Here is a 25,077-nt window from a genome sequence, read left to right on the forward strand (position 1 = left end):
CCGGATCGCCGCCGCCGTGGTTTAGTATCAGCGGCTTGACACCACCGGCCCGGCCTGCTTGGCTTCGCCCGCCGAAGCGACGGGGAATCCGGGACGAAGGCGACCACAAGCAACGACCGCCGCCCGACAACGCGGCCCCCACTCCCCGGAGCCAGGCCGCTCGCCGCGCAGGCGCCGCCGGAGGCGCCTGTAAGCCCTTGACCTTGACCTTCGCTCTTGACCTTCGCTCTTGACCTTGACTTTCGCTCGTGTCCACCCGAACCACCGGCCGCCAGTGCGCGGCGAGCATCCAACTCAACACCTTGAGCTTCGCCGCGCATGCGAGGAAGGGCCCGCTCCCCCTCTCGGGAATCGCGATGCGCGTGGTGCGCGGCACGGGGAACCGCTTCCTCCGCGTCTATCGCCGGGCCCTTCCTTCGCTACCCATTCCACTGCTGACACGCCACGAGCCCCAGGGCCCAAAGTCCCGGCCCGAACAGAGCCTTCGACTCTGAGGACGACAGCGCCCCGCCCTAGATCGTGGATCAGCCGGGCAACAGCCCGGACACCCATCCCACCAAGGCGGTCGTCATGAGCAACGACACCCACACCGATCCGGGGCGCACAGCGTCTCCCCTTCCACCTCAGCCCGGCGCCGCGACCGAGCCGCACCGATTCGGCCTGCCGACCGCGACCGCGCTGGTGGTCGGCACGGTCATCGGCACCGGGGTCTTCGCACTTCCCTCGGCCCTGGCGCCGTACGGGCCGATCAGCCTCGTGGCCTTCGTCCTGGTGACGGTCGGCGCGCTGGCGCTGGCCCTCACGCTGGGCAAGCTGTCCAAGCGCGTTCCCGGGTCCGGCGGTCCCTACGTCTACGCCCGGGACGCGTTCGGTGACTTCGGCGGCTTCCTGAACGCCTGGTCCTACTGGATCACCGCGTGGGCCGGGAACGCCGCGATCGTGGTGGCCTGGGTCGGCTACGTCGAGGTGTTCTGGAACAGCGGGCACGCCAAGTCCTGGTCGATCGTCATCGCGATGATCGGGCTGTGGATCCCGGCGCTGGTCAACCTGTCCGGGCTGCGGAACTTCGCCGCGGCCCAGGTGGTCACCACCGTGCTGAAGTTCATCCCGCTGCTGTTCATGGCGACGGTCGGCCTGCTGTTCATCAAGGCGCACAACTTCGGAGCCTTCAACGCCTCCGGGACCTCCGCCGGCAGCGCCGTCTCCGCCGCCGCCGCGATCGCGCTGTTCAGCTACCTCGGCATCGAGACCGCCTCGGTGGCGGCCGGGCGCGTCCGGAACCCGAGGCGCAACGTCGCCCGGGCCACGATGCTGGGCACGATCGGCTGCGCGGTCGTCTACATCCTGGGCACCGTCACGGTGTTCGGCACGGTCTCCAACGCCGCGTTGCAGAAGTCCACGGCGCCGTTCACCGATTCGGCGAACGCCATCTTCGGCGGACACTGGGCGGGCAACGCCGTCGCGATCGCCGCGATCATCTCCGGCATCGGCGCGCTGGTCGGCTGGACCCTGATCGTCGCGGAGATGCCGCAGGCCGCCGCCCGCGACCGGCTGTTCCCGGCGCGGTTCGCCGTCGACAGCCGTCGGGGCACCCCGGCGTTCGGCATCATCGTCTCCACGATCCTGGCCTCGATCCTGACCGTCGTCAGCTACACCCGCTTCGACAAGGTCTTCGTCACGATCGTGCTGCTGACGGTGGTCACCGCCGTCATCCCGTACATCTTCAGCGCCGCCGCCCAGCTGTACTGGCTGCTCACGCGGGGCAAGGCGACCAACTGGCCGCACCTGGTCCGCGACTCGGCCGTCTCGGCGATCGCGCTGGTCTTCTCCTTCTGGTCGCTGGCCGGGAGCGGCTATCAGGCCGTGTACTTCGGCGTGTTCTGCCTGTTCCTCGGCATCCCGGTCTACGTCTGGATGAAGATCGGCCGCCGCGAGTACGGCGAGAGCGTGGTCATCCCCGCCGAGCTGACGCAGGCGGGTGAGTAAGGACCATGACCCGCGCCCTCGGTGTCGCCTCGGAAGTCGGACAACTCCGCCAGGCGATCGTTCACCGGCCCGGTCTGGAGCTGACCCGGCTGACCCCCGACAACTGCGACGAGCTGCTGTTCGACGACGTGCTGTGGGCCGACAAGGCCCGCGAGGAACACGACGTGTTCGCCCAGCTGCTGCGCGATCACGGTGTGCGCGTCCACCACTTCGCCGACCTGCTCGGCGAGACGCTGCGCTCGCCGCAGGCCAGAGCCTTCGTCCTGGACCGGATCGTCACCGACCACCGCGTCGGCCCGACCCTGGCGCCGTCGCTGCGCGCGCTGGCCGAGGACGCCGAACCCGACGCGCTGGCCGAACTGCTCATCGGCGGCGTCACCAAGACCGACCTGTCTCCGCTGCGGTCCCGAAGCCTGCGCTGGCAGAGCCTGGACGCCGACGACTTCGTACTGCCGCCGCTGCCGAACACCTTGTTCCAGCGCGACAACTCGGCCTGGATCGGCTCGGGGGTCAGCATCAACCCGATGGCCATGCCGGCCCGGCAGCGCGAATCGATCCACAGCCGCGCGGTCTACCGCTTCCACCCGATGTTCGCCGACGCCGGGTTCCCGGTGTTCTACGGCGGGGACGACGCCGACCACCAGCCGGCGACCCTGGAAGGCGGCGACATCCACGTCCTGGGACGCGGCGTGGTCCTGATCGGCATGGGCGAGCGCTCCACGCCGATGGGCGTGGAGATCCTGGCCCGCGAACTTTTCCGGCACCACGCCGCGAGGCAGGTCATCGCCGTCCAGCTGCCCAAGTCGCACGCGCTGATGCACCTGGACACGGTCTTGACCATGATCGACGTCGACACGTTCGTCCGCTACCCCTACCTCGACCCCGCCTCGCTGCGCCCCTGGGTGATCACCCCGGCCGACCCGCAGGAGATCCTCGAGCGCGACGCCGCCGGGCTGCACATCGAGCACCGCGACGACCTGTTCGCGACCATCACCGAGGCCCTGGGTCTGGACAAGATCCGGGTCCTGTCCGCCGACGAGGACCTGCGCGCCGCCCAGCGCGAGCAATGGGACGACGCGAACAACTTCCTCACCGTCGCGCCGGGCGTCGTCGTCGGCTACGAGCGCAACACGGTCACCAACACCATGCTGCGCGACAACGGCATCACCGTGCTGCCGATCCCCGGCAGCGAACTGGGACGCGGCCGCGGCGGAGCCCGCTGCATGACCTGCCCCATCCAGCGCGACGGCATCTGAGCACGGTCCGCACCGCCGACGCCACCGACCACCAACCGCCAACCTGAAGCAGAGGGCTGAGAATCATGACCGACAACCGGCACCCCGGATCGCTCCTCAAGGAGATCGACCTCACCAAGGAACAGTTCCTCGGCCTGCTGGACCTGGCCCGCGACCTGAAGCGGGCGAAGGCCGCCGGCACCGAGACGCAGCCGCTGGCCGGGAAGAACATCGCGCTGGTCTTCGAGAAGGCCTCCACCCGCACCCGCTGTGCGTTCGAGGTCGCCGCCCACGACGAGGGCGCGCACGTCGCCTACCTCGGGCCGGAGGGCTCGCACATCGGCCGCGACGAGTCCATCAAGGACACCGCACGCGTGCTGGGCCGGATGTTCGACGGCATCGAGTTCCGCGGCTTCGCCCAGGACACCGTCGAGCAGCTGGCCGACTACGCCGGGGTCCCGGTGTGGAACGGGCTGACCGACCAGTGGCATCCGACGCAGATGCTCGCCGACATCCTGACCATGACCGAACACTGCGATGCCCCGCTGGAGGCCATCACCTACTGCTTCCTGGGCGACGGACGCAACAACGTCGCCCGCTCGCTGCTGGTCACCGGCGCGCTGCTGGGCATGGACGTGCGGATCGCGGCCCCGCGCGAGCTGTGGCCGCCGCAGAACGTGGTCGCGATCGCCCGGGCACTGGCCGACGTCAGCGGCGCGCGGATCGACGTCACCGACTCCGCCGAGCAGGCCGTGCGGGGCGCCGACTTCCTCTACACCGACGTGTGGGTCAGCATGGGCGAATCCGACGACCAGTGGGCGGCGCGCGTCCCGCTGCTGCTGCCCTACCGCGTCACCGAGCAGCTGATCGCGGCCACCGGCAAGCCGACGACCAAGTTCCTGCACTGCCTGCCGGCGGTCCACGACACGAACAGCGACCTGGGCCGGCGCCTGCATGAGAAGTTCGGCCTGGTCGGCGCCGAGGTCGCCGACGACGTCTTCGAGTCCGAGCGCTCCGTGGTCTTCGACCAGGCCGAGAACCGCATGCACACGATCAAGGCGGTCCTGCGGTCCGCCTTCGGAGGCTGAGATGCGCATCATGGTCGCCCTCGGCGGCAACGCGCTGCTGGAGCGCGGCGAGAAGCCCGACGCCGAGATCCAGCGCGAACACGTCCGCCGGGCGGCCGCCGCCCTGGCCCCGCTGGCCCGGGACCACCAGCTGATCATCTGTCACGGCAACGGACCGCAGGTCGGGGTGCTGGCCGTCGAGAGCGAAGCCGATCCGAACCTGAGCCGGCCCTACCCGCTGGACCTCCTCGTCGCCCAGACCCAGGGCATGATCGGCTACTGGCTGGTCCAGGAGCTCCAGGACGCGGGCGTCGAGCAGCCGGCCGTCGCCGTCCTCACCCGGGTCGTCGTCGACCGCGACGACCCGGCCTTCGCCCGGCCGACCAAGTTCATCGGCTCCGGCTACCGCCGGGACCAGGCCGAGCGCCTGGCGGCCGAGCGGGGCTGGAGCATCGCCGCCGACGGCGAGCGCTGGCGCCGCGTCGTGCCCTCCCCCAGGCCGCTGCGGATCCCGGAGCTGGCCTCGATCACCGGCCTGCTGGAGGCCGGAACGATCGTCGTGTGCGGCGGCGGGGGCGGGATCCCGGTCGCCGAGGACGCCTCCGGCGGCCTGGTCGGCGTCGAAGCCGTCGTCGACAAGGACCTGACCGCCGCGCACCTGGCCGTGGCGCTCGACGCCGACCGGCTGCTGGTGCTCACCGACGTGAGCGCGGTGATGCGCGATTTCGGGACGCCGCGGGCCACACCGATCCGCAGCCTGGGCCTGGCAGACCTCGCGGATCTGCACCTGCCGGCCGGGTCGATGGGGCCCAAGATCCAGGCGTGCGAGGCCTTCACCACGGCCACCGGCCGGCCCTCGGCGATCGGGGCGCTGACCGAGGCGGCGGCGATCCTCGCCGGATCCGCGGGCACCACGATCAGGGCGCACGGACCGGCACCGGTAGAGCAGTTCGGCCCTGTCGCGACCGGATCGCGCCTGGTGCTCTAGTCACATGTCCGCCGAACTCCACGTCCCCCAGGCCCCGCGCGAACGGTTCGGCGAACCGGACGTCGCCTCCTCGGGCCGGCCAGACCCGCACGGTGAGATCATCGACGTGTCCCGCGCGTCCGCGATGCCCATCGACGACGTGCTGCGCGAGCTCGGGGCGACCGGCGACGGCCTGTCGTCGACACAGGCCGCGCAGCGGCTGGCACGGTACGGCAGCAACGCCGTGTCCTCGCACCGCGCACGGTTCGCCCTCGTCCTGTGGCACCAACTGCGCTCCCCGCTGCTCGGGCTGCTGCTCGCCGCCGCGACCGCGTCGTACTTCGTCGGCGAGCGCACCGACGCCCTGATCATCGGCGTGATCGTGGCGCTGTCGGTCGGCCTGGGCTTGGTCAACGAGTACCGGGCCGAGAAGGCCGCCGAAGCGCTGCACTCGCAGATCCACCACCGGGCGCTCGTCCTGCGGGACGGGCACCCGGTGGCCGTGGACATCACCGATCTCGTGCCCGGAGACGTCGTCGACCTCGAACTCGGCGACATCGTCCCGGCCGACCTGCGGCTGATCCGCTGCTCGGGCCTGGAGTGCGACGAGTCGACCCTGACCGGCGAGTCGCTGCCCGTGGACAAGAGCACTCCGCCGGTCCCCTCCGGCACGCCGTTGGCGGAACTGGCCGACTGCGCCCTGATGGGGACCGTGGTCCACGCCGGGAGCGGGCGTGGCGTGGTCGTGGCGACCGGTAGGAGCACCCAGTTCGGGCGGATCGCGGCGGGCCTGGGCACCCACCAGACGGAGACCGAGTTCCAGGTCGGTCTGCGCAAGTTCTCAATGTTGCTGGTGTACGTCGCCGGCACGCTGACCACCGGGATCTTCGTCGTCAACGTGGCCCTGCACAAGCCGATCATCGACGCGCTGCTGTTCTCGCTGGCGATCGCCGTCGGCATCACGCCACAGCTGCTGCCGGCCGTGGTCTCCACCAGCCTGGCCGCCGGATCGCGCCGGCTGGCCAGGCGCAAAGTGCTGGTCAAGCGCCTGGTCTGCATCGAAGACCTCGGCGACGTCGACACGCTGTTCACCGACAAGACCGGCACCCTGACCGAGGGCCGGATCAGCTTCCTGCGCGCGGTGCCCGCCGACGGCGGCTCCGCGCGGGAGGCCCTGCGCTGGAGCCTGCTGTGCACCGAGGTCACCGCCGAGGCCGGACGCGCCGACGGCGGCAACCCGCTGGACGCGGCGCTGTGGCGGTCCGAGGCCGCGGCGGCCCTGGAGCCCGCGCTGGCCGACTTCGCCACGGTGTCGGTCCTGCCCTTCGACCACGAGCGGCGCATGGTGTCCGTCCTGGTCCGCGCGACGGATCGCAGCAAGACCCTGATCACCAAGGGGGCGCCCGAGACGGTCCTGGACCGGTGCGTGGACGTCCCCTCCTCGGCCCGGGCCGCGCTGGACGCCGAGTTCGCCGCCGGGAACCGCGTCGTCGCCGTCGCCGTCAGGCCGGCGCCGGACCTGGAAGCCGTCAGCGCGACCGATGAACAGGGACTGCGGCTCGCCGGCCTGCTGGTGTTCCTGGACGCTCCGAAGGCCGACGCCGCCGCGGCGCTGAAGCGGCTGGCCGGGCTCGGCGTCGCCGTGAAGATCGTCACCGGCGACAACCCCGTCGTGGCGGCGAAGGTCTGCGCCGATCTGGGCCTGCCGGCCGGCGGGGCCCTCACCGGAGCGGACCTGGACGCGCTGGACGACACCCAGCTCGCCGCGGCCATCGCCCGGACCACCGTCTTCGCCCGCGTCAGCCCCGAACACAAGGCGCGCATCGTGCGCGTCCAGCGGCTCAGCGGCCGGGACGTCGCCTTCCTCGGCGACGGGGTCAACGACGCCCTCGCGCTGCACGCCGCCGACGTCGGGATCTCGGTGGACTCCGCGACCGACGTCGCCAAGGACGCGGCGGACGTCATCTTGTTGGAGAAGGACCTCGACGTGCTCGCCGACGGCGTCGCCGAGGGCCGGCGCATCTTCGCCAACACCATCAAGTACGTGCTCATGGGGACGTCGAGCAACTTCGGGAACATGTTCAGCGCCGCCGGCGCCTCGCTGTTCCTGAAGTTCCTGCCGATGCTGCCCTCCCAGATCCTTCTCAACAACCTGCTGTACGACACCAGCCAACTGGCCATCCCCACCGACCACGTCGACGAGGAGCAACTGCGCCGCCCCTCGCACTGGGACATCCGGTTCATCCGGCGATTCATGATCTGCTTCGGGCCGATCAGCTCCGTGTTCGACTTCCTGACGTTCGGCGTGATGCTGGGGGTCTTCCATTCCGGCCCGGCCCAGTTCCGCTCCGGCTGGTTCGTGGAGTCCCTGGCCACCCAGACCCTGGTCGTCTTCGCCATCCGCACCCGGCGGATCCCGTTCTTCCGCAGCCGCCCCAGCCTGCCGCTGACCCTGTCCGCACTCGGCGTGGTCGCCGTCGGCGCGCTGCTGCCGGCCATGCCCTTCGCCCACACGCTGGGCTTCCAACCACTGCCCGCGGGTTTCTTCGCCGCCCTGGCCGGCATGGTCGTGTGCTATCTCGGCCTGATCGAGATCGGCAAGTACATCTTCTACCGCACCGCCGCGCTCGACCGGACGCCGCCGCACGCCGTGCCTCCGGCAGCCCGGCGCCTGCGCCGCCTGCGCCGTCGTGCCGCACGGTTCAGCACCGCGAATCCAGAACCCGACGCCCTGCCCTAGGCCATCCCAGGAGGCTTCCATGCCCACCCCCCGGCTCCGAACCGCGATGAGCCCCGACGTCTCAACAGTCCTCGAACGGCAGACCGTCGGGACGTTCCCGACCCACGACGCGGCCGAGCACGCCGTCGACCACCTGGCCACCCACGGCTTCCCGGTCGAGCGCACCGCCATCATCGGCACCGATCTGCGCATGGTCGAGGCGGTCCTCGGCCGGGTCACCCGGGCCCGCGCGACGCTCGCCGGGGCGGGCAGCGGCGCGTGGTTCGGGCTGTTCGTCGGCATCCTGCTGTCGCTGTTCACCACGAGGCACTCGGCCGTGTTCTCCCTCATCGGCGGGGGCCTGCTCTACGGCGCCGTCTTCGGCGCGATCTGGGGCTTCATCGCGCACGCCACCGTCAGCGGCGGCCACGAGTTCCTCGCCCGCAGCACGGTCGTCGCCGCACGCTACGACGTCGTCGCCGACACCGAGGTCGCCGACGACGCGAAGAACCTGCTGATCAAACTCGCCTGGCGCGAGCAGCCGTGAGCCGCCGGGGCCGCCGATCCGGTTCGGCGGCCTCGGGGCATCGGGGCATCAGGGGCCTCGGGGGCATCAGAGGCGAAAGTCCCGGGCCCACCCGGGCATTTCAGAGTCCGCAAGCCGGGCCGTGGGCCCCTGACCGGCGAGCCCGCATCGCAGGAGGCTGAGCACACCGGCTCCGCGAGGGGGCCGCATCGAAGCTGGAGGACTCCATGAGCGCACCGGTGGTCGTCGCCTACGACCAGACCCCGCACAGCAAGCGCGCCCTGGCCGAAGCCGCCCGGGAAGCCGTATCGCGCGGCACCGGCCTGCGCATCGTCCACGCCTACACCACCGACGAGCGCCTCCCCATGGGCCCGTTCACCACGGTGGTCCCGACGCCGGACTTCGAGCAGACCAACCGCCACGACGCCGAGGAGATCCTCGATGAGGTCGCGGCCCAGACCAGGACCGAGCACCCCGCCCTGGCCATCGAGACCCGCGCGGTGCCCGGCGACGCCCCTCGCGCGATCCTCGCCGAGTCCTCCACCGCCGCCCTGCTCGTCGTCGGCAGCCGGGGCCGTGGCGGCTTCTCCGGTCTGCTGCTCGGCTCGACCTCCCAGCGGGTGCTGGCCGACGCCCGCTGCCCGGTCATCGTCACCCACGACACCTCCTGCGAGTCCAAGGGCCAGATCATGGTCGGCCTGGACACCGACGAGCCCGGCGCGGAGGTCCTGGAGTTCGCCTTCGACACCGCCGCCCGGCGCGGCACCGGCCTGATCGCGGCCAACGTCTGGAGCGAGCCGTGGACCATGTCCTACGCCGCCCGGCGCGGCGACGAAGACGGTGTCGCCTACGAGCAGGCGCACACCGACCGGCTGAATGAGCTGCTGGGCCCGTGGCACCGCAAGCACCCCGACGTCGCCGTCGTCACCCGCGTCCACACCGCGATCAGCCCCGGCGCGGCCGGCGGCTGCCTGGTCGAGGCCTCGAAGGACGTCGACCTGCTGATCGTCGGCATGCGCTCGGAAACCGGCCGCCGCCACGCCAACCGGCTCGGGCCGGTCACCCACACCGCGCTGCATCACGCGTTCTGCCCGATCGCCGTCGTGCCGTCTTCGGGCGTGTCCTGAGCTCAGACAGAGCCCCCGCGCCGGAGCCGATCGTGCTCCGCGCGGGGGCTCCGCCGTTCGGTGTGCGGTCAGCTCGATACCCGCCCACGATCGACCGTCACCACCGCATCGAGCGCGCCGACCACCTCAGGGCGGTGGGTGATCCATACGACGGTGCGGTCCGCGGTCGCGGCCAGCAGGTCGGCGCTGACGGCCGCGGCGGTCGCCGGATCCAGGTGCGCGGTCGGCTCGTCGAGAATCAGGACGGGGGTATCAGCCAGCAGCGTCCGGGCCAGTGCCAGGCGCTGGCGTTCGCCGCCGGATACCGCCTCCCCCAGGACGCCGGCCGCGGTGTCCAGGCCGTTCGGCAGGCCCGCGACCCAGTCGGCCAGGCCCGCCGTGCGCAGGACGGACCACAGCCGCTCCTCGTCCGCGCCCGGGCAGCCGACACGGAGGTTCTCCCGCAGCGCCGTGTCGAACAGGTGCGCCTCCTGGCCGCACCAGCCGATGAGTGAGCGCAGATGCGATTCGGGAACCCGGCGCAGGTCGATGCCGTCGACGGTGACCGTTCCGGCCATCGGATCCACGAACCTGAGCAGCGCGGCCGCCAGCGTCGACTTGCCGGACCCGCTGGGGCCGGTGACCGCCACCCGCTGACCGGCGTGGATCTCGAAGTCGACGCCGTGCAGTACCGGAAGACCACCGCCGGGCCAGCCGAGGTCGGCGCCGCGGATGGCGAGCACCGAGTCCGGGGTCCACACGACCTTCGATTCCTCGGCGGGTGCGGGATCAGGGGTCAGCGGTGAGGAGTCCGCGACCTCGAGAAAGCGTCGCACCGCCGACCGGACCCGGGGAATCGCGCGGGCCGTCTCCGGCAGGGTGGAGATCGCCTCGAACAGCGCCAGCGGCGTGAGCACCAGCACGGCCAGCATCACGCCGCCCATCCGGCCGGACCGCACCGCGCTCAGCCCCAGCCACGCCATCGCCACCGTGGTGAGCCCGCCGAACAGCACCGTCAGCGCGCTTCCCACCCCCACCGCGCGCGCCCCGCGGCGCTCGGCACGCAGCAGCCGCCGCTCCGCCTCGCCGACCGCACCGAGCCGGCCGGCGGCGGCACCGCAGGCCACAAGCTCGGGCATGCCCTCGTAGAGGTCGACGATCGCCGAGGCCAGAACCGCCCGCTCGGCTCCGAGCCGGCCCTCGGCGCGCCGCGCGATCAGATGGCTGATCCAGGGGGCGAGGGCGCCCGCGCCGAGGACGCCGATCGCCAGCACCGCGCCGGCCGGGGGCAGCACCGCCGTCACGAATCCCACGGCGGCCCCGCAGACCGTCACCGCGACCGCGACGGGCAGCAGGATCCGCAGGACCAGGTCCTGGACGGCGTCGACGTCGGCGACCAGCCGGCTGAGCAGATCGCCCCGGTCGCGCTCGGGGAGCCCGGCCGGCGTGATCCGTTCCAGGCCGCGATACACGCGGACCCGCAGCTCGGCGAGCATACGCAGCGCGACGTCGTGACCGGCGAGGCGTTCGCCGTAGCGGGCGACGGCCCGGCCCAGCCCGAAGGCCTGCACGGCGGCGATACCGACCTCCAGGCTCAGGATCGGCGGCCGCAGCGCGGCCTTGCTGATCAGCCAGCCGGAGGTGGCGGCCAGCCCGACAGCCGAAGCGGCGGCGACGAATCCGAGCAGCAGAGCACGCGACAGGCCTGCGCGATACTGCCTGACCACGCCGACGGTGAACTGGGCGACGGTCATGCCGAGGCTCCTGTCAGCAGCTGTCGGGGTTCCCCGATCGTGAGCACGCTGTCGCACAGTCGCTCCACGGCGGCGCGGTGGGTGACCAGCACGCAGGTCCGGCCGGGAAGCACCGCCGCCAGCACGTCCAGCACGTCCTGTTCGGTGTCCGCGTCCAGTCCCTCGGTGGGCTCGTCCAGCAGGACGATCGGGGCATCGCGCAGCAGGGCCCGGGCGATCGCCAGGCGCCGTACCTGGCCGCCGGACAACGCGGTCCCCCGGACGCCGACCTGCCGGTCCAGCGGAACGTCGAGCCGTGCCCGTTCGGCGACGGCGGCGACTTCGGCATCCGAGGCGCCGGGCCGGCCGAGCCGGATGTTCTCCGCGACGGTCCCGGCCGCCAGGAAGGGCTTTTGCGGTACCCAGGCGATGTGCGAGCGCCACGCTTCCAGATCGAGGTCTGCCAGGTCACGGCCGTCGACGAGGACGCGGCCGGACTCCGGCGCGGCCAGCCCGAGGATCAGGTGCAGCAGGGTGGATTTGCCGGCGCCGCTCGGGCCTGCGAGGCCGGTGACGCGGCCCGGCGGGAATTCCGCGTCGAAGTCCTCGAACACGGCGGCGCCGCGGTCACCGTGCCGCACGGTCACGCGGTCCATCCGGATCCCGGGTGCGTATCCGCCGGGGATCCGGATGGTCCCGGCGTCGGGCACCGGTTCGGCCAGACGCGTGAAGACCTGGTCTGTTGCGGCCAGGCCCTCGGCGGCGTCGTGATAGCGAGCGCCGAGGCGCCTGAGCGGCAGGTAGACCTCGGGGGCGAGGATCAGGGCCAGCAATCCGTCTCGGAGTGCGAGGTCGCCGCCGACCAGCCGGAGTCCGATGGCGACCGCGACCAGGGCCACCGACAGCGTCGCGAGCAGTTCCAGAACGAGTGCTGACAGGAACGCCCAGCGCAGCGTGGTCATCGTCGTGCGTCGCTGAGCGTCGGCGGCACGGCGGATGACGTCGGACTGGGCCCGGCTGCGGCCGGACGCCTTGAGGGTCGGCAGCCCGCTGAGCACTTCCAAAAAGTGCCCGGACAGCCGGTTCAGCGCCGTCCACTGCCGGTCCATCGCGGCCTTGCTCGCCAGGCCGACCAGGATCATGAAGACCGGCACCAGGGGCACGGTGAGGGCGACGATGATCCCTGACAGCCGGTCGGCGACGAGGATCCGGGCCGCGATGGCGAGCGGAACGACGGCGGCGAGCACCACCTGGGGCAGGTAGCGGGCGAAGTAGCCGTCGAGGGCGTCCAGGCCGCGGGTGGCCAGCAGGGCCGACTCGCCGTGCCTGGCCGGGGCGTCCGGTCGGCGGGCGCCGAGCGCGACATCGTGGGCGAGCAGGGCCTGGCGCAGATGGGATTTCACGGCCGCCGAGGTCGCGGTCGCCGCCGCGTCGCCGGCCCAGGCCAGGACGCTGCGGCCGATCACGCACGCGGTGACGATCGCCAGCGCCGGAAGGGCGCGCGCCGGGGTGAGGCCGTGCAGGAACCCGTCGGCGACGACACCGGCCAGAGCTCCGGCGCCCACCACGAGCAGGATCGCGTCAGCCAGGCCGAAGGCCACGCACAGCAGCAGGTAGCCGCGGGCGACCCGTGCCTGCGCGAACAGGCGCGGGTCGACAGGCTTCACGACGCCCCGCCGAGCGCATCGCCGACCGCCTCGCCGGGCGCCCCGCCGAGCGCTTCGGACACGGCGCCCGAACCGGCGGCCTGCGCGCTGTCCTTCGGGATGTTCGCCACGCCGATCCGGCGGCGGAACACCCAGTAGGTCCAGCCCTGATACAGCAGCACCAGCGGCGTGAACAGCACGGCGACCACGCTCATGATCTGCAGGGTGTAGTGCGAGGAGGAGGCATTGTGAACGGTGAGGTTGTTCGCGGCAGCCGTCGTGGAGGGCATGACGTTCGGGTACAGCGTCACGAACAGGGCCACCGTCGTGGCCCCGATCGCCACCGCCGTCCCGGTGAACGCCCAGCCCTCCCGGCCGCGGGCGTTCGCGACAACTGTTCCGACCAGTCCCGCGGCGGCGACCGCCGCGATCACCATCGCGGCGGGCTTGCCCTGGTGGATCTCGGTCCACAGCAGGAATCCGCCGGCCGCGACGACCGCTGCCGGTCCGATGCGGGCCGCGGTGCGGGCGGCTCGCTGCCGGATCTCGCCGGTCGTCTTGAGCGCCAGGAACACCGCGCCGTGCAGGAGGAACACCGACAGCGTCGTCAGTCCGCCGAGCAGGGCGTAGGGGTTGAGCAGTGCCCAGAACCCGCCGGTGTAGTGCTGGTGGGCGTCGATCGCCACGCCGCGGACGATGTTCCCGAACGCGACACCCCACAGCATGGCGGGTACGGCGCTGCCGGCGATGATGCACCAGTCCCACCGGGCTCTCCACGCCGCCTCCGGGCGCTTGCCGCGGTACTCGAAGGCGACCGCGCGGATGATGAGCGCGACCAGGATCAGCAGCAGCGGCAGGTAGAAGCCGCTGAACAGCGTGGCGTACCACATCGGGAACGCGGCGAACGTGGCACCGCCGGCGACCAGCAGCCACACCTCGTTGCCGTCCCAGACCGGGCCGATGGTGTTGATCAGGACCCGGCGTTCGGTGTCGTCGCGGCCCAGGACCGGCAGCAGCATGCCGACGCCGAAGTCGAAGCCCTCCAGGACGAAGTAGCCGCACCACAGCACGGCGATCAGGACGAACCACAGTTCGTTGAGAGACATCTGGGTAACTCCTCAGCCGGGAACGGGGTGGTTCGGGATCAGTAGGCGAAGCTCAGGCGCTGCTCGTCCTCGCCGGTGCCGGCGTCGGCCGCCGGTCCGATCTCGGGCGGGTCGGCCTTGGCGTAGCGGACCATCAGTCCGACTTCGACGACGGCGAGGACCCCGTACAGCGCCGTCAGGACGATGAGCGAGGTGAGGACTTCACCGGCGCTGACCAGCGAGACCCCGGCTCTGGTGGTGAGCACTCCGTAGACGGCCCAGGGCTGGCGGCCCATCTCGGTGAAGATCCAGCCGAAGCTGCTCGCCAGTATCGGCAGGGCAATCGACCACGTACACACCCGCCAGAACCAGCGCCGCTCGGGCATCCGGCCGCGGCGCGTCCACCACAGCCCGACCACCGCGACCAGCGCGGCCAGCAGCCCGAAGCCGATCATCAGCCGGAACGACCAGTAGGTCACCGGGATCACCGGCTTGTAGCTGCCGGGCCCGTACTGGCTGGCCTCCAGCGCCTGCACGTCGTTGATCCCGTCGACCTTGCCGTTGAAGGATCCGGTCGCCAGGAAGGACAGCACCCCCGGCACGCGGACGCTGAAGACTTCCTTGCCGCCGTTGAGCGATCCGATGGTGAACAGCGAGAACGAGGCCGGCTTGGACGTGTGGTAGAGCGCTTCGGCGGCGGCCATCTTCATCGGCTGCTGCTCGGTCATGATCTTGCCGTCGATGTCGCCGGTGACCAGGAGCCCCGCGGTCGCGACCAGAGCGGCCCACAGCCCCAACCGCATCGAGGGCCGGAACACCTCGGTGAAACGCCTACGGCCCAGGTGCCAGGCACTGACTCCGACCAGCAGCATTCCGGCGTAGAGGAAAGCGGCGGTCAGCGTGTGGAAGAACGCGATGACCGCGGTGGAGTTGGTCAGGACCGCGAAGAAGTCGGTGAGCACCGCCCGGTTGCTCGCCGCGTCGATCCGGTAGCCGACCGGATGCTGCATCCAGGCGTTGGCGGCGAGGATGAAGTACGCCGAGAGCATCGTGCCGATCGACACCAGCCAGATGCAGGCGAGGTGGATCCGCGCGGGCAGCCGGCCCCAGCCGAAGATCCACAGACCGAGGAAGGTGGACTCCATGAAGAACGCGAGCAGACCCTCGATCGCCAGCGGAGCGCCGAAGATGTCGCCGACGAACCGCGAGTAGGCGCTCCAGTCCATCCCGAACTGGAACTCCTGGACGATGCCGGTGGCCACCCCGAGCGCGAAGTTGATCAGGAACAGCTTGCCCCAGAACTTCACGGCGCGCAGGTACTGCTCCTTGCCGGTACGCAACCACGCGGTCTGCAAGATCGCCACCAGTGCCGACAGGCCGATCGTCAGCGGCACGAAGAAGAAGTGGTAGACGGTGGTGATACCGAACTGCCATCGCGCGAGCATCAGGGTGTTCACAACGTTCCTCGTCCTTCGGGTCGTGGCAGGGTCGAAACCCAGCCTCGGGCCGAGCCGGGACACCCGAACAGGGCACGACGGCCCGGCCGACGACGGGCCACTGGACCCGAAACGGACATTCCCGGCGAGACGACGAGGGAAGAGGGCGAGCAAAAGGGCCCGCCTCCGACGAGGCCGTTCGCCTCTACGCGCAGCACACGGCAAGGCGGATGGTGTGCCTATCGATTCCCACTCCCGAGAGCCGCATAGTCATGAGCAGCATGAGCGAGGACACAGAACAAAGGACGCCGACGCAGATCGCACCCGACCTGATCCAGGACGCACACCGCGATGTACTGCTCGCTGTGCAGCGCGGTCTGGCGGCCAACTGGGACCAGCAGGTACCCAGGATCGCGGTCGTCGAGCACGGCGGCATCGCCACCGCCTACATCAGCACGTCCTCGACGATAGGTCCGGCGGCGCGCGCCGACATCCGCGGTGCCGTACGCGCCGCCCTGGCGCCGTACACGAACCTGGCACCGTTCACCGCCGTGGTGTTCCTGACACGCGGCCGGCCGTAATCCGGACGCCTCCGGGTAGGCATCGGCGAATGCTACGGCCTCACCTCGGTCTTTGATCGTCGCCTCGCGCAGACGGCATCACGAACAGCCGCAGCACCGCATCGCGCACGAGGTCGGACCCCCACGCGCCGGCAGCATCCATCTGGCGGACGGTCTCTTGGAGCTTTGCGAAGTCGTCGGCGTTCGGGAGCCTGTCTCGGTTCTCGTTCGTCTCAGCCTGCGACGTCGAGTCCTTATCAGCGGGCAGATCCGAGCTCACCGCACGTACACCGCGAGCTTGCCGACGAACGCGTCGAGCTTCGGCAGCGCGTCCTTCATCGCCGACGGGTCGACGAAGGTCGCCATCACCTGGGTGTCGACGCCGGCGCGTCGGAAGTAGTACACGGCGCGCGCCATGATCGTCTGCCGTGTCGGGTCGAGATGCGTGTATCGGATGGCACGCACGCCCACGGCCTCTGCGGCGAATCGGAAGTCCTCGATCACGGGCTTGCTGACGTTCTCCGGATCGTGCTCTCCGGCAAACACCGGGATGGCTTGTTTCCACGGCAGTTCGGCCGCGTAGACCGTGAGGCCGACGGGGATCGGCAGGCGGTCCGGTTCGTAGAACATCAGCATCGAGTGCAGGAAGTTGCCGCCGGTGAACTGTTCGCGGGCCGAGAGGATGACGTGGGCCGTGCGGTCGATCCAGGCCGGGTCCGGCATGGGGACGTCCGAGCCTGTGCCCGCGAAACCGGCGTAGACGCCGCCCGCGGCCATCTCCGCCCACGGTTCGGGCTCGTCCCAGCCTCCTGACGGGAACTTCTTGCGGAGCACCACCCAGGTGTCCATGTCGGAGTAGGGGAAGTCGATGACGAACCGTGCCTTGTCGAACGCGTCGCTCACCGGTTCCTCCATTCGAAAGTGGACATCATCGCGTCGAACAGCTCCACCAGGACGTCGGCGACCTGGTCGGTCGGGTCGCCGGCGCCGGGTGTCGAGAAGGCGACGGCGAGCCAGCGGCGCGTGTCGCCCGGGATGGGGAACACGTAGTCGACGCGGCGGCTCGCCGGCGAGCCGGCGCCCTGGTCCGGTGCGGCCGGCTGGATCCGCTCGGTCCGCACCCCTGATTCCCCATCGACGTCCACCAGCCGGCCCTCTGCCGCCAGCGTGCCGAGCAGGCCGAGGGTGTCGAGATCGTCGAGCTGGTCCGGCAGTGCCGCGCCGCCGACGACGAAGGATGCCGGCACCGACACCCCGTGCATCTCCTCGACCGGCAGGTAGAGGTCGATGCCGTTGGTGGCGCGGGCCTGCCGCACCATGTCGCGCAGCAGGTTCTCCATCTCCCGCCGGCGCTGCGGGTAGGCGTCGCGTGGCAGGCGGGCGAACATGCGGTCGGCGATGTCCTTCACCGCGGCGTCCACGCTTGCGCCCAACGACACCCGGATCCAGCCCGGTGGCAGGACGAGCGTGTAGGAGTTCGGGGCGGGCGGGCTTTCGGTTTGTGTCGTCACCATGAGGTTCCCAGGTTGTACGTGTAGAAGGGGTTGCGCGTGGTGTTGTAGTAGCCCTGCCAGCCGGGCCAGGGCGAGACACCGCCGTGCCAGGGCGCCACCGAGCCGAGGAGCTTGTCGATGGAGTCGGCGCCGGCGCCGGCCTGGAAGGCGCGCTGGGCCTGCGTCAGCTTCGACTCCAGGCCCGCGACGTCGGTCATGACGTGCGGATCCACGGACTTCATCTCGCTGGCGACCTTCTCGGCCCACTCCCGTTGCGCCGCCGCGGCGTGGTCGCCGTGCGCGATGGCCTTCAGGGTGGGCCACTTGAACTCGATCTTGTCGAAGTCGTAGCCGTGGTCGGCCAGATCCTTGATCCGCGCCATCTCCGCGTCCCGTGCGTCGCCGGCCGCCTGGTCGATCGTGTCGATCCGCCCGCGTGCGGCGAGCTTGGCCACCGGCGACGCCGCGGGATCGTCCACCACGGCCTTGGCTGCGGCGAGCTCCGTCTTGCTGTTCTCCAGAACGCCGTCGGCGGCCTTGGCGCCGGCCCGCAGCGCGGCCGGGCCGTGCAGCGTGGCCTCCAGCCCGTCCCGCGCGGCCTCCACGCCCTTGCCGGCGAACCGGCCGGCCCCGAACGTGACCAGTGCGAACACGTCGAGGCCGACGTCGAACCACGACCCCTTTCCGCTGACCGCCAGCGCCGTGTGGCCGATCAGGCTCAGGGCGGTCGCGCCCAGCGCGATCCAGGCCAGGACGTTGAGACCGGGGACGAACAGCGCGACCACCGCGCACAGCGTCGCCAGCCAGCCCAGGCCGTTGCAGACGTCGGAGATGACGCGGGACCAGTTGGAGACCGTCTCCTTGAACTTGTCCCAGCGGCTGTCGTGCAGCCCGTCGCCGGAGTCGGCGGCACGGATCGCGGTGGCGTGCTGGTGCGCGGCGTCGTCGAAGCGGCCCTTGGTCGCGGCCCAGTCGCCTTTGGCCTTGCTCAGCGCGTCGTGCGCGGCGGTCAGGCCGCTGTCCTGCGCCGGAGTCTTCGGCGGCACCGACTGCCCGTGGCCCGGTGCCACCGGTGTGTTGGCCTTCTCCTGCGCCAGTGCCGTCTCGGCGGCGGTGTACTCGTCGAACGACTCCTTCTGCGCCGTGTCCAGCGCGTCGGCCCACTTCGACAGTTCGCCGGAGGCGGTGCGATAGCGGTGCTCGGCCTTGCCCAGGTTGGTGGCCAGCGAGCCCGCGGCGGAGGTGATCTTGCCGGCGTACTGGCCCTTCAACGTCGAGGATTGAGCCCCCGCGATCCTGTTCAGCGCGGTCACCTGGTCCCGGATCGAGTCGGCGACCCGGCCCATGCGGGCGGCCTCGTCGCGGACGTCCGCCGGGCGGCCCGGGACCGGGTCGGCCGGGCTGCCGGTCAGATCGGTCCAGTCGGCCGGGCGCGCCATCACTTGCCCGCTTTCGGGGCGGGACCGTCGGTGTCGTCGTGCAAGGACTTCGCCAGCTGCTGATCGACGTCCTGGAACGTGCCCTGAGTCTGCTGGACCATGGTCAGCAGCGTCTCGATCGCGCTTTCGAGCTTGCCCCGGTGGTAGCTCCAGCTGCGTTCGAAGTCGTCCATCGCCGAGCTGATCTCCTGATGCCCCCAGCCGGACCGGGAGTCCAGGCCGTGGACCTCCTTGCCGAGCCCGGCGAACTCGTCGTGCACGAACGTCAGGTTTCGTTCGAACTCGCTCAGCAGGTCGTAGTCGACCTTCACGTCAGGCGTGCCGCCACCCATCCCCGTCCCTCTCCCCAAAGGCTTTCGCAGGGCTTTTACGCTACTCGGGTGATCGTTTGCGATCGGTGAGCGAGAAGCGAGCGGGGCGGGCGGATCATGCTTGGATTCGTGAACTGATGCGAAGCGGGAGACGAATCACCGATCAGAAGCGGTCGCGTCGACGAAACGGCATACCCGGCCGACGAGGAGCCCGCCGGCCGCGCAGGCCGTGATGACTCCGAGTCGCCAGGCGTCGATGTTCCCCTGCCAGACGAGCTCGCCGTGCCGGCCCACCAGGAACCCGTCGTAGTACAGCCAAAGGATGAGCGCTCCGGCTCCGGCGGTCCACCAGCGCGCCCCGAACCCGAGCACGGCCGCCAGGACCCCGTAGGCGATCAGGTCGGCGTCGACATGCCGCGTGCCACCGGTCGCGGCGAGCAGGATCGTCACCGCCATCGCCGCCACGAAAGCACGCGCCAAGGTCACAGCCGGGGCCAGGCCCGGCTGCTCCCGGTAGGCGGTGGCTCCCTGTTCGAGCATCGCAGGCCGCCGCTTCAGCTGCCCGCCGGGCCCACCGCCGCCCGCCCGGGGACGAAGCGGTAGCCGGTGCCGAACTCGGTGAGCAGGTGCACGGGATGCTGCGGGTCGGCTTCGAGCTTGCGGCGCAGTCGCGCGATGTGGAAGCGCAGAAGACCGCCGTCACCGACAGCCTGGCCCCACACTTCGCTCAGCAGTCGGGGAATGCTGATGAGCTGGTTCGGGTGCCGCAGCAGCGGCTCGAGCACGGCCCATTCGGTGCGGGTGAGCCGGACACCGGAGCCGTCCCGGGTCACGGTGTGCGACAGCAGGTCCACGGTGCTCGGCCCGATGACGACCGGCGCGCCCACCGGGGCGCCGGGTTCGGCCGCGCTGTCCCGCCGGCGCTGGACGGCCCGAAGCCGCGCCAGGAGTTCCTCCATCGAGAACGGCTTGGTGACGAAGTCGTCCGCGCCGGCATCGAGCACGCGCACCTTCTCCGACTGCTCGGTACGCCCCGAGAGCACCACGATCGGCACCTCGGTCCACCCGCGCAGGCCGTGGATGACATCGGTGCCGTCCATGTCGGGCAGGCCTAGATCCAGCAGCACGAGATCCGGGAGGTGGCGCGCCGCGGCCGCGAGCGCGTCCACGCCCCGTTCGGCCGTCGCGACCTCGTAGGAGCGGGCCTTCAGGTTGATGCGGAGAGCACGCAGAATCTGCGGCTCGTCTTCCACGACGAGGATGTTGGTCACGGCGCCGTTGCCTTTCGGTAGCGGGGGCTACGTTCTATCCAGTGAACGCTCTGTACAGCCGGAAGCCATGTGCCGCTCGCGTGATGCAAACGCGGAGCGTGACAACGCAAACACACAGCCTTCGAGAAGCATGTCAACTCCGGGGTGCACACACGGCTGGTCAGCGGTACTCGGCCAGCCGCGGCCGGACACCGATGACGAGCAGCGCCACCACCGCCACCGCGCCGCCGAGCGGCACCCACGGCCACGGCTGAAGACCGGACAGTCCCGCGTCGATGCTGCTGTCGAACGCCTTGGAGTTGATGTCGATGACGCTCTGAAGCGCGGAGGCGTAGGCGACGAAGGCCCCGTCGGAGTCGGAGGCGGCCGGGCTGGTGTCGAAGCGGACCGCCTCCGGCAGGTCGGTGGCCAGCTTCTGCCGCAGCTTGCGATCGTCGAGTTCGTAGGTCTGATAGGTGCGCAGCATCTGCTCGGCCGTGGCACGCTCGCCAGCGAACGTGATGTTGTGCAGCTCGGTGCCGAAGTAGCCGCCGAACGTCACCGGGTGCCGGACCGGGTCGCCGAAGTATGTACCCAGCGCGGTCTGCACGGCGGCGTCGTAGGTACCGAGCGTCGCGCCGGCACCCACATCCATCAGCTGCCGGCTCTTGGCCAGGAACGAGTCCTGATATTGCGCGGCCCGGGACGGGTCGACGATGATCCGGCTCTCATCGGCGTTGGCGTCGGTGCTCAACGCCTTCGCGGCCGTGAGCGCGGCGACGGAGTCGAACGCGTCCTTCTTGGCACTGCGCAGATGCTCGGCGGCGCCGCTCATCGTCGACGCGCCCCAGACGGTCACGACGAGCATCAGCACCGTGGCTGCCGCCAGGGGCGGGTTCACCAGGCGGTTGGTGCGGCGCAGGAGGAACCACTGGGTCCCACCGAGCGCGGCCAGCAGGACGATGCCAGCGCCGGCGATCCACCACACGGCCGCCTCGGCAGCGCTGTGCCGGCTTTCATACGAACTCTCCAACGCCTGCCCGTTGCTCGCCACGACAGTCTTCGCCGCGGGCAGGACCGACTGCCGCATCAGGTCCGTGGCCTGGGCGAACAGCGCCGCCTCCGCTGCCGGGACTTGCCCGGCCGGCCGATCGGCGTGACCGGCGTCCAGATACATCACCTGCGCCGCCAACGCCTCGTAGGAGCCGAGAGAGTCCAGCGCCTGGCCCACCTGTTGCGCCGCCGCTCCCCCGGCCCCGGCGTGGACCGCGGCCAGTTGCAGGTCGTGGTCGGCGTCGGCGCGGTCCTGCTCGAAGAGCTTGGTGAACGAGGCCCGGTCGATACCGGGACCGAGTTGCTTGTCGCCGACCATGAGGACGTTCGCGAGGTTCGCGTCCATGTCGTTCAGCGAGTACACGAGGTTGTTGGCCGCCACGACCTGCGGCGCCTCGGTGTGGCCGATGGCGTCGAACCCGGAGCGCACGCGCCCGGACATCGACGCGGCGATGGCCGCGAAGACCAGCGATGCCGCGAGCACGAGCGCGGCACAGCCCATCAACACCCTCGGCGTCGAGCGGCGGCGGCGCGGGCTCCGCAGACCGCCACGGTCCGGCGCCGTCCCCCTCGGCAGAGCCGCAAGATCAGTCATGCCTGGAGTAAAACGCGTGCTCAGCTGCGGGTATGCCTTGCTCGCGGGTTACATGCGCAGCGCGAAGCGAATCAAACATGGCGCTCATGAGTCCGGGCGCGACACTGCCGTAGCGTGAACGGTGTGACGGTGCTCGGCGCGGTGATCCTTCTCGGCGGCGTGGTGGGCCTGCTCGCCGGGGTCACGGAGCGACGCCGTTGGCGACGGCTGATGGCCGGCGAACACACCGCATGGGCACTGATCGTCGCGGCGCCGGCGCACCCCGAATACGAGCTGTCCGCTTACCGGCCGCTTCTGCGGTTCGACACCGATGACGGCAGGCCGGTCGAGGTGTTCTCCCCCACGGCGCCGACGGCGCGCAGACCGCTGGTCGAGGGCAAAAGGATCCTCATCCATTACGACCCCGACGATCCGTCGCAGATCGTGGTCCACGGCGAGCGCGACCGTTCCAGCACCTTCTTCATCGCACTGGGTCTGGTCGCACTCGCCGGGGCCGTCACAGCGTTCGTACTCGGCTGACCCGGCCGAGCCGTCGAAGCTCAGGCGGCCAGGCCCACCAGGCGCGCGCTGAGCTTCCACAGCCGGTCCACCGAGCTCTTGTCGTTCACCAGCAGGTTCGGCAAAGACGCGGCGACGCCTTCGTAGTAGCCGCCATCCTCCACCGGAGCGCTCGCCAGGTGCAGGACCGCCGTCGCGCCCTCGGCGACCGGGCGCCCGAGCTCGCGGGTGTAGTTGCGGACCATGTCGGTGGCCAGGATGCCGGGGTGCACGCTCGCCGCGATCAGATCGGTGCCGCCGCGCACGGCCACGGCCTTGGTGAACAGGTTCAGGGCGAGCTTGGACTGCGCGTAGGCGGCCACCGCCGAGTACCGCTTGGCCGACTCGACGTCACCCCAGTGCAGCCGGCCGCCCCGGTGCAGCGCGGAGGAGACGTTGACCACGCGGCTTCCCGAGCTGTTGGTCAGCAGCGGCCACAGCAGGCGGGTCAGCAGGTAGGGCGCGAGGTAGTTCACCTGGAAGGTGAGCTCGTGGTCGTCCGCGGTGAGGGTGCGGGTCTGCGTTCCGAACACGGCCGCGTTGTTGACCAGCAGGTCCAGCTTCCGGTTCTCGGCGGCGACCTGCCGGGCCATGGCGGCGACCTGGCCGAGGTCGGTGAAGTCGGCCGTGACGACGGACAGCCGCCCGGCCTGCGCACCGCTGTTCACCAGGGTGCGCACGGTCTGCTCGCCGAGCTCGGCGGCGCGGACGTGCACGATGACGTGCGCGTGCTGGGCGGCGAGCTGCCGCGCGATCTCCAGACCGAGACCGCCGTCGGCGCCGGTGACCAGAGCGGTACGGGACGAAACAGGCTTCTTCGACATGATGATGGGTACTTTCGGTGTTCGAGAGGGATCCGCCGAGCCCGCGCCGGGCAGCTGTGGTGCCGGGCGGCGCGGTCTCGGCGTGGCGGATGACCGCCGGGAAGGATGACACCGGGATCGAGAGCCCGGCGCGGGGACGTTCGCGAGCACCGGATCAGGGCCAAGGGCCGATCAGCGATCCGGGCTGTCAGTGTTTTGTCAGCGCTCCGTCTGACTAGGCGGCCGGTCGTCATGCCGGGCGCCGGGATCACCGGGTGCGCGGACTGCGCGGACTGCGGCGCGCTGGGCCCCGCCGTTCGCAGGGCGCGGCTCCACGCCTCCGGTGATCACAGGACCAGCCAAGCAGGCCGCGGACATCCCGGACAAGAGCACCCGCGCCGATCAAACACGGCGCATACGAACCCCGTACGACTGCCACCCGAACGGCGGCACTCTGCGAGAAGCCGGTATGCGGCCCGCTAGAGCGCTACGGGAAACCTCGGCATCTGAGACACGAAGGGACCGGCACCCCGAGGGGTGCCGGTCCCTTTGCCTGCCCGGTGTCAGCTGGTGGCCGCGACCGGATGGGCCTTGTCCAGAGCCATGTTCAACGTCACCACGTTGACGTATTCCTCGCCGAGGAAGCCCAGGGAGCGGCCGGTGGTGTTGTCCTTGACCAGCTTCTGGACCGTCGCCTCGTCGAGGCCGCGGGCCTTGGCCACCGAGGCTGTCTGGTCGTTTGCGTTCTCCACGGAGATACCCGGGTCCATGCCGGAGGCCGAAGCGGTGACCGCGTCCTCGGGCACCTTGGCCGGGTCGACGTCGTAGGCCTTCGCGTAGGCGGCGATGCGGCCCTCGATGGTGTTCTTCAGCGTGGCGCTGTTCGTCCCGAGGTTCGAGCCGGCCGAGTAGGAGTAGTCGCAGCCGGGGTCGCTCGAATTGGCCGAGTTGGTGGCGTCCGACGGCCGGGCCTGGAAGTACTGCGGCAGGGCGTTGCCGGACTTGTCGACGTACTGCTGGCACAGCAACGAGGACCCCACGACCTTGCCGGTGGCGTCCTTGATGAGCGAGCCGTTGGCCTTGTCCTTGAACGCCAGCTGCGCGATGCCGGTGACCAGCAGCGGGTAGGCGATTCCGAGGATCACCGTGAACACCAGCATGGCCCGGATGGCGGCGGTGTGCCGCCGGATCGCTGCTCCGAGTTTCATGGTCGGCTCCTTCCTACTTCAATCCGGGGATGAACTGGATAATCAGGTCGATCAGCTTGATGCCGACGAAGGGCAGCGCCAGACCGCCGGCACCGTAGATGATCAAGTTTCGCCGCAGCAGCGCCGAGGCGGAGGACGGCTTGTAGCGCACGCCGCGCAGGGCCAGCGGGATCAGGCCGATGATGATCAGGGCGTTGAAGATGATGGCGCTGGTGATCGCCGACTTGGGCGAGTGCAGGCCCATGATGTTCAGCACGTGCAGGCCCGGGTAGATCACCGTGAACATGGCCGGGATGATCGCGAAGTACTTCGCGACGTCGTT

General features: G+C 70.6%; 22 protein-coding genes and 1 pseudogene. 9 read left to right on the plus strand and 14 right to left on the minus strand.

What is annotated here, in order from left to right; all coding sequences use genetic code 11:
• Positions 1-570: 570 nt before the first annotated feature.
• The 7 genes from ABIA35_RS48360 to ABIA35_RS48390 all read left to right on the plus strand — a co-directional run bounded on the left by ABIA35_RS48360 (position 571) and on the right by ABIA35_RS48390 (position 9,627).
• Positions 571-1,986, plus strand: coding sequence for an amino acid permease (locus ABIA35_RS48360; RefSeq protein WP_370362513.1), 1,416 nt, complete (start codon positions 571-573; stop codon positions 1,984-1,986).
• A gap of 5 nt (positions 1,987-1,991) precedes the next feature.
• Positions 1,992-3,242 (plus strand): arginine deiminase, encoded by a 1,251-nt coding sequence (locus ABIA35_RS48365; protein WP_370362514.1) that lies wholly within the window; start codon positions 1,992-1,994, stop codon positions 3,240-3,242.
• A 65-nt stretch (positions 3,243-3,307) separates the two neighbouring features.
• Entirely contained in the window at positions 3,308-4,309 is a 1,002-nt protein-coding gene (gene argF / locus ABIA35_RS48370; RefSeq protein WP_370362515.1) for an ornithine carbamoyltransferase, read from the plus strand.
• A 1-nt stretch (position 4,310) separates the two neighbouring features.
• Entirely contained in the window at positions 4,311-5,276 is a 966-nt protein-coding gene (locus ABIA35_RS48375; protein ID WP_370362516.1) for a carbamate kinase, read from the plus strand.
• 124 nt (positions 5,277-5,400) lie between these two features.
• Positions 5,401-7,995 (plus strand): magnesium-translocating P-type ATPase, encoded by a 2,595-nt coding sequence (gene mgtA / locus ABIA35_RS48380; protein WP_370362534.1) that lies wholly within the window; start codon positions 5,401-5,403, stop codon positions 7,993-7,995.
• 19 nt (positions 7,996-8,014) lie between these two features.
• A complete protein-coding gene (locus ABIA35_RS48385; RefSeq protein ID WP_370362517.1) occupies positions 8,015-8,521 on the plus strand; it encodes a general stress protein in 507 nt (168 codons plus the stop codon).
• Between the two features lie 206 nt (positions 8,522-8,727).
• On the plus strand, positions 8,728-9,627 hold the full coding sequence (locus ABIA35_RS48390) for a universal stress protein (protein ID WP_370362518.1): 900 nt from the start codon (positions 8,728-8,730) through the stop codon (positions 9,625-9,627).
• A 68-nt stretch (positions 9,628-9,695) separates the two neighbouring features.
• Here the strand turns inward: ABIA35_RS48390 and cydC are convergent, their stop codons facing one another.
• From cydC to ABIA35_RS48410, 4 genes are read right to left on the minus strand one after another with little or no spacing between them, the layout of a single operon-like run.
• Positions 9,696-11,360 carry a thiol reductant ABC exporter subunit CydC gene (gene cydC, locus ABIA35_RS48395; RefSeq protein WP_370362519.1) on the minus strand — a complete coding sequence of 555 codons (1,665 nt, stop codon included), beginning with the start codon at positions 11,358-11,360 and terminating at the stop codon, positions 9,696-9,698.
• Positions 11,357-13,006 carry a thiol reductant ABC exporter subunit CydD gene (cydD, locus tag ABIA35_RS48400; protein ID WP_370362520.1) on the minus strand — a complete coding sequence of 550 codons (1,650 nt, stop codon included), beginning with the start codon at positions 13,004-13,006 and terminating at the stop codon, positions 11,357-11,359. The genes cydC and cydD overlap by 4 nt, the downstream gene beginning before the upstream one ends.
• Positions 13,003-14,091 (minus strand): cytochrome d ubiquinol oxidase subunit II, encoded by a 1,089-nt coding sequence (gene cydB / locus ABIA35_RS48405; RefSeq protein WP_370362521.1) that lies wholly within the window; start codon positions 14,089-14,091, stop codon positions 13,003-13,005. Before cydB ends, cydD begins: the two co-directional genes overlap by 4 nt.
• A 38-nt stretch (positions 14,092-14,129) precedes the next feature.
• Complete coding sequence (locus ABIA35_RS48410) at positions 14,130-15,527, minus strand: cytochrome ubiquinol oxidase subunit I (RefSeq protein WP_370362522.1); 1,398 nt, start codon at positions 15,525-15,527, stop codon at positions 14,130-14,132.
• A gap of 260 nt (positions 15,528-15,787) precedes the next feature.
• Between ABIA35_RS48410 and ABIA35_RS48415 the strand changes: the two genes are divergently transcribed.
• Positions 15,788-16,087 carry a hypothetical protein gene (locus ABIA35_RS48415; RefSeq protein WP_370362523.1) on the plus strand — a complete coding sequence of 100 codons (300 nt, stop codon included), beginning with the start codon at positions 15,788-15,790 and terminating at the stop codon, positions 16,085-16,087.
• 255 nt (positions 16,088-16,342) lie between these two features.
• On the opposite strand, the gene ABIA35_RS48420 is transcribed toward ABIA35_RS48415, so the two are convergent.
• The 7 genes from ABIA35_RS48420 to ABIA35_RS48450 form a co-directional block, all read right to left on the minus strand.
• Positions 16,343-16,969 carry a hypothetical protein gene (locus ABIA35_RS48420; RefSeq protein ID WP_370362524.1) on the minus strand — a complete coding sequence of 209 codons (627 nt, stop codon included), beginning with the start codon at positions 16,967-16,969 and terminating at the stop codon, positions 16,343-16,345.
• On the minus strand, positions 16,966-17,580 hold the full coding sequence (locus tag ABIA35_RS48425; protein WP_370362525.1) for a hypothetical protein: 615 nt from the start codon (positions 17,578-17,580) through the stop codon (positions 16,966-16,968). The genes ABIA35_RS48420 and ABIA35_RS48425 overlap by 4 nt, the downstream gene beginning before the upstream one ends.
• Entirely contained in the window at positions 17,574-18,998 is a 1,425-nt protein-coding gene (locus ABIA35_RS48430) for a hypothetical protein (protein ID WP_370362526.1), read from the minus strand. Before ABIA35_RS48430 ends, ABIA35_RS48425 begins: the two co-directional genes overlap by 7 nt.
• Positions 18,998-19,330 (minus strand): hypothetical protein, encoded by a 333-nt coding sequence (locus ABIA35_RS48435; RefSeq protein ID WP_370362527.1) that lies wholly within the window; start codon positions 19,328-19,330, stop codon positions 18,998-19,000. Before ABIA35_RS48435 ends, ABIA35_RS48430 begins: the two co-directional genes overlap by 1 nt.
• Positions 19,331-19,465: 135 nt before the next feature.
• A complete protein-coding gene (locus ABIA35_RS48440) occupies positions 19,466-19,849 on the minus strand; it encodes a hypothetical protein (RefSeq protein ID WP_370362528.1) in 384 nt (127 codons plus the stop codon).
• Positions 19,850-19,863: 14 nt separating this feature from the next.
• Complete coding sequence (locus tag ABIA35_RS48445) at positions 19,864-20,580, minus strand: response regulator transcription factor (RefSeq protein WP_370362529.1); 717 nt, start codon at positions 20,578-20,580, stop codon at positions 19,864-19,866.
• A gap of 160 nt (positions 20,581-20,740) precedes the next feature.
• On the minus strand, positions 20,741-22,207 hold the full coding sequence (locus ABIA35_RS48450; protein WP_370362530.1) for a hypothetical protein: 1,467 nt from the start codon (positions 22,205-22,207) through the stop codon (positions 20,741-20,743).
• Positions 22,208-22,321: 114 nt separating this feature from the next.
• Between ABIA35_RS48450 and ABIA35_RS48455 the strand changes: the two genes are divergently transcribed.
• On the plus strand, positions 22,322-22,726 hold the full coding sequence (locus ABIA35_RS48455) for a DUF3592 domain-containing protein (protein ID WP_370362531.1): 405 nt from the start codon (positions 22,322-22,324) through the stop codon (positions 22,724-22,726).
• A 20-nt stretch (positions 22,727-22,746) separates the two neighbouring features.
• On the opposite strand, the gene ABIA35_RS48460 is transcribed toward ABIA35_RS48455, so the two are convergent.
• From ABIA35_RS48460 to ABIA35_RS48470, 3 genes and pseudogenes are all read right to left on the minus strand, one after another.
• A complete protein-coding gene (locus tag ABIA35_RS48460) occupies positions 22,747-23,568 on the minus strand; it encodes an SDR family NAD(P)-dependent oxidoreductase (protein ID WP_370362532.1) in 822 nt (273 codons plus the stop codon).
• A gap of 542 nt (positions 23,569-24,110) precedes the next feature.
• Complete coding sequence (kdpC, locus tag ABIA35_RS48465) at positions 24,111-24,755, minus strand: potassium-transporting ATPase subunit KdpC (RefSeq protein ID WP_370362533.1); 645 nt, start codon at positions 24,753-24,755, stop codon at positions 24,111-24,113.
• Between the two features lie 13 nt (positions 24,756-24,768).
• Positions 24,769-25,077, minus strand: a pseudogene (locus ABIA35_RS48470) (potassium-transporting ATPase subunit B); the annotation flags it as partial.

The sequence above is a fragment of the Catenulispora sp. MAP12-49 genome, from assembly GCF_041262705.1.
GTDB lineage: Bacteria > Actinomycetota > Actinomycetes > Streptomycetales > Catenulisporaceae > Catenulispora.

Bases quoted from the DNA above. Each gene is read 5' to 3' on its own strand.
- ABIA35_RS48360 (WP_370362513.1), top strand. From the start codon at position 571: ATGAGCAACGACACCCACACCGATCCGGGGCGCACAGCGTCTCCCCTT.
- ABIA35_RS48365 (WP_370362514.1), top strand. From the start codon at position 1,992: ATGACCCGCGCCCTCGGTGTCGCCTCGGAAGTCGGACAACTCCGCCAG.
- argF (WP_370362515.1), top strand. From the start codon at position 3,308: ATGACCGACAACCGGCACCCCGGATCGCTCCTCAAGGAGATCGACCTC.
- ABIA35_RS48375 (WP_370362516.1), top strand. From the start codon at position 4,311: ATGCGCATCATGGTCGCCCTCGGCGGCAACGCGCTGCTGGAGCGCGGC.
- mgtA (WP_370362534.1), top strand. From the start codon at position 5,401: ATGCCCATCGACGACGTGCTGCGCGAGCTCGGGGCGACCGGCGACGGC.
- ABIA35_RS48385 (WP_370362517.1), top strand. From the start codon at position 8,015: ATGCCCACCCCCCGGCTCCGAACCGCGATGAGCCCCGACGTCTCAACA.
- ABIA35_RS48390 (WP_370362518.1), top strand. From the start codon at position 8,728: ATGAGCGCACCGGTGGTCGTCGCCTACGACCAGACCCCGCACAGCAAG.
- cydC (WP_370362519.1), bottom strand. From the start codon at position 11,360: ATGACCGTCGCCCAGTTCACCGTCGGCGTGGTCAGGCAGTATCGCGCA.
- cydB (WP_370362521.1), bottom strand. From the start codon at position 14,091: ATGTCTCTCAACGAACTGTGGTTCGTCCTGATCGCCGTGCTGTGGTGC.
- ABIA35_RS48415 (WP_370362523.1), top strand. From the start codon at position 15,788: ATGAGCGAGGACACAGAACAAAGGACGCCGACGCAGATCGCACCCGAC.
- ABIA35_RS48425 (WP_370362525.1), bottom strand. From the start codon at position 17,580: ATGGTGACGACACAAACCGAAAGCCCGCCCGCCCCGAACTCCTACACG.
- ABIA35_RS48430 (WP_370362526.1), bottom strand. From the start codon at position 18,998: ATGGCGCGCCCGGCCGACTGGACCGATCTGACCGGCAGCCCGGCCGAC.
- ABIA35_RS48435 (WP_370362527.1), bottom strand. From the start codon at position 19,330: ATGGGTGGCGGCACGCCTGACGTGAAGGTCGACTACGACCTGCTGAGC.
- ABIA35_RS48440 (WP_370362528.1), bottom strand. From the start codon at position 19,849: ATGCTCGAACAGGGAGCCACCGCCTACCGGGAGCAGCCGGGCCTGGCC.
- ABIA35_RS48450 (WP_370362530.1), bottom strand. From the start codon at position 22,207: ATGACTGATCTTGCGGCTCTGCCGAGGGGGACGGCGCCGGACCGTGGC.
- ABIA35_RS48460 (WP_370362532.1), bottom strand. From the start codon at position 23,568: ATGTCGAAGAAGCCTGTTTCGTCCCGTACCGCTCTGGTCACCGGCGCC.
- kdpC (WP_370362533.1), bottom strand. From the start codon at position 24,755: ATGAAACTCGGAGCAGCGATCCGGCGGCACACCGCCGCCATCCGGGCC.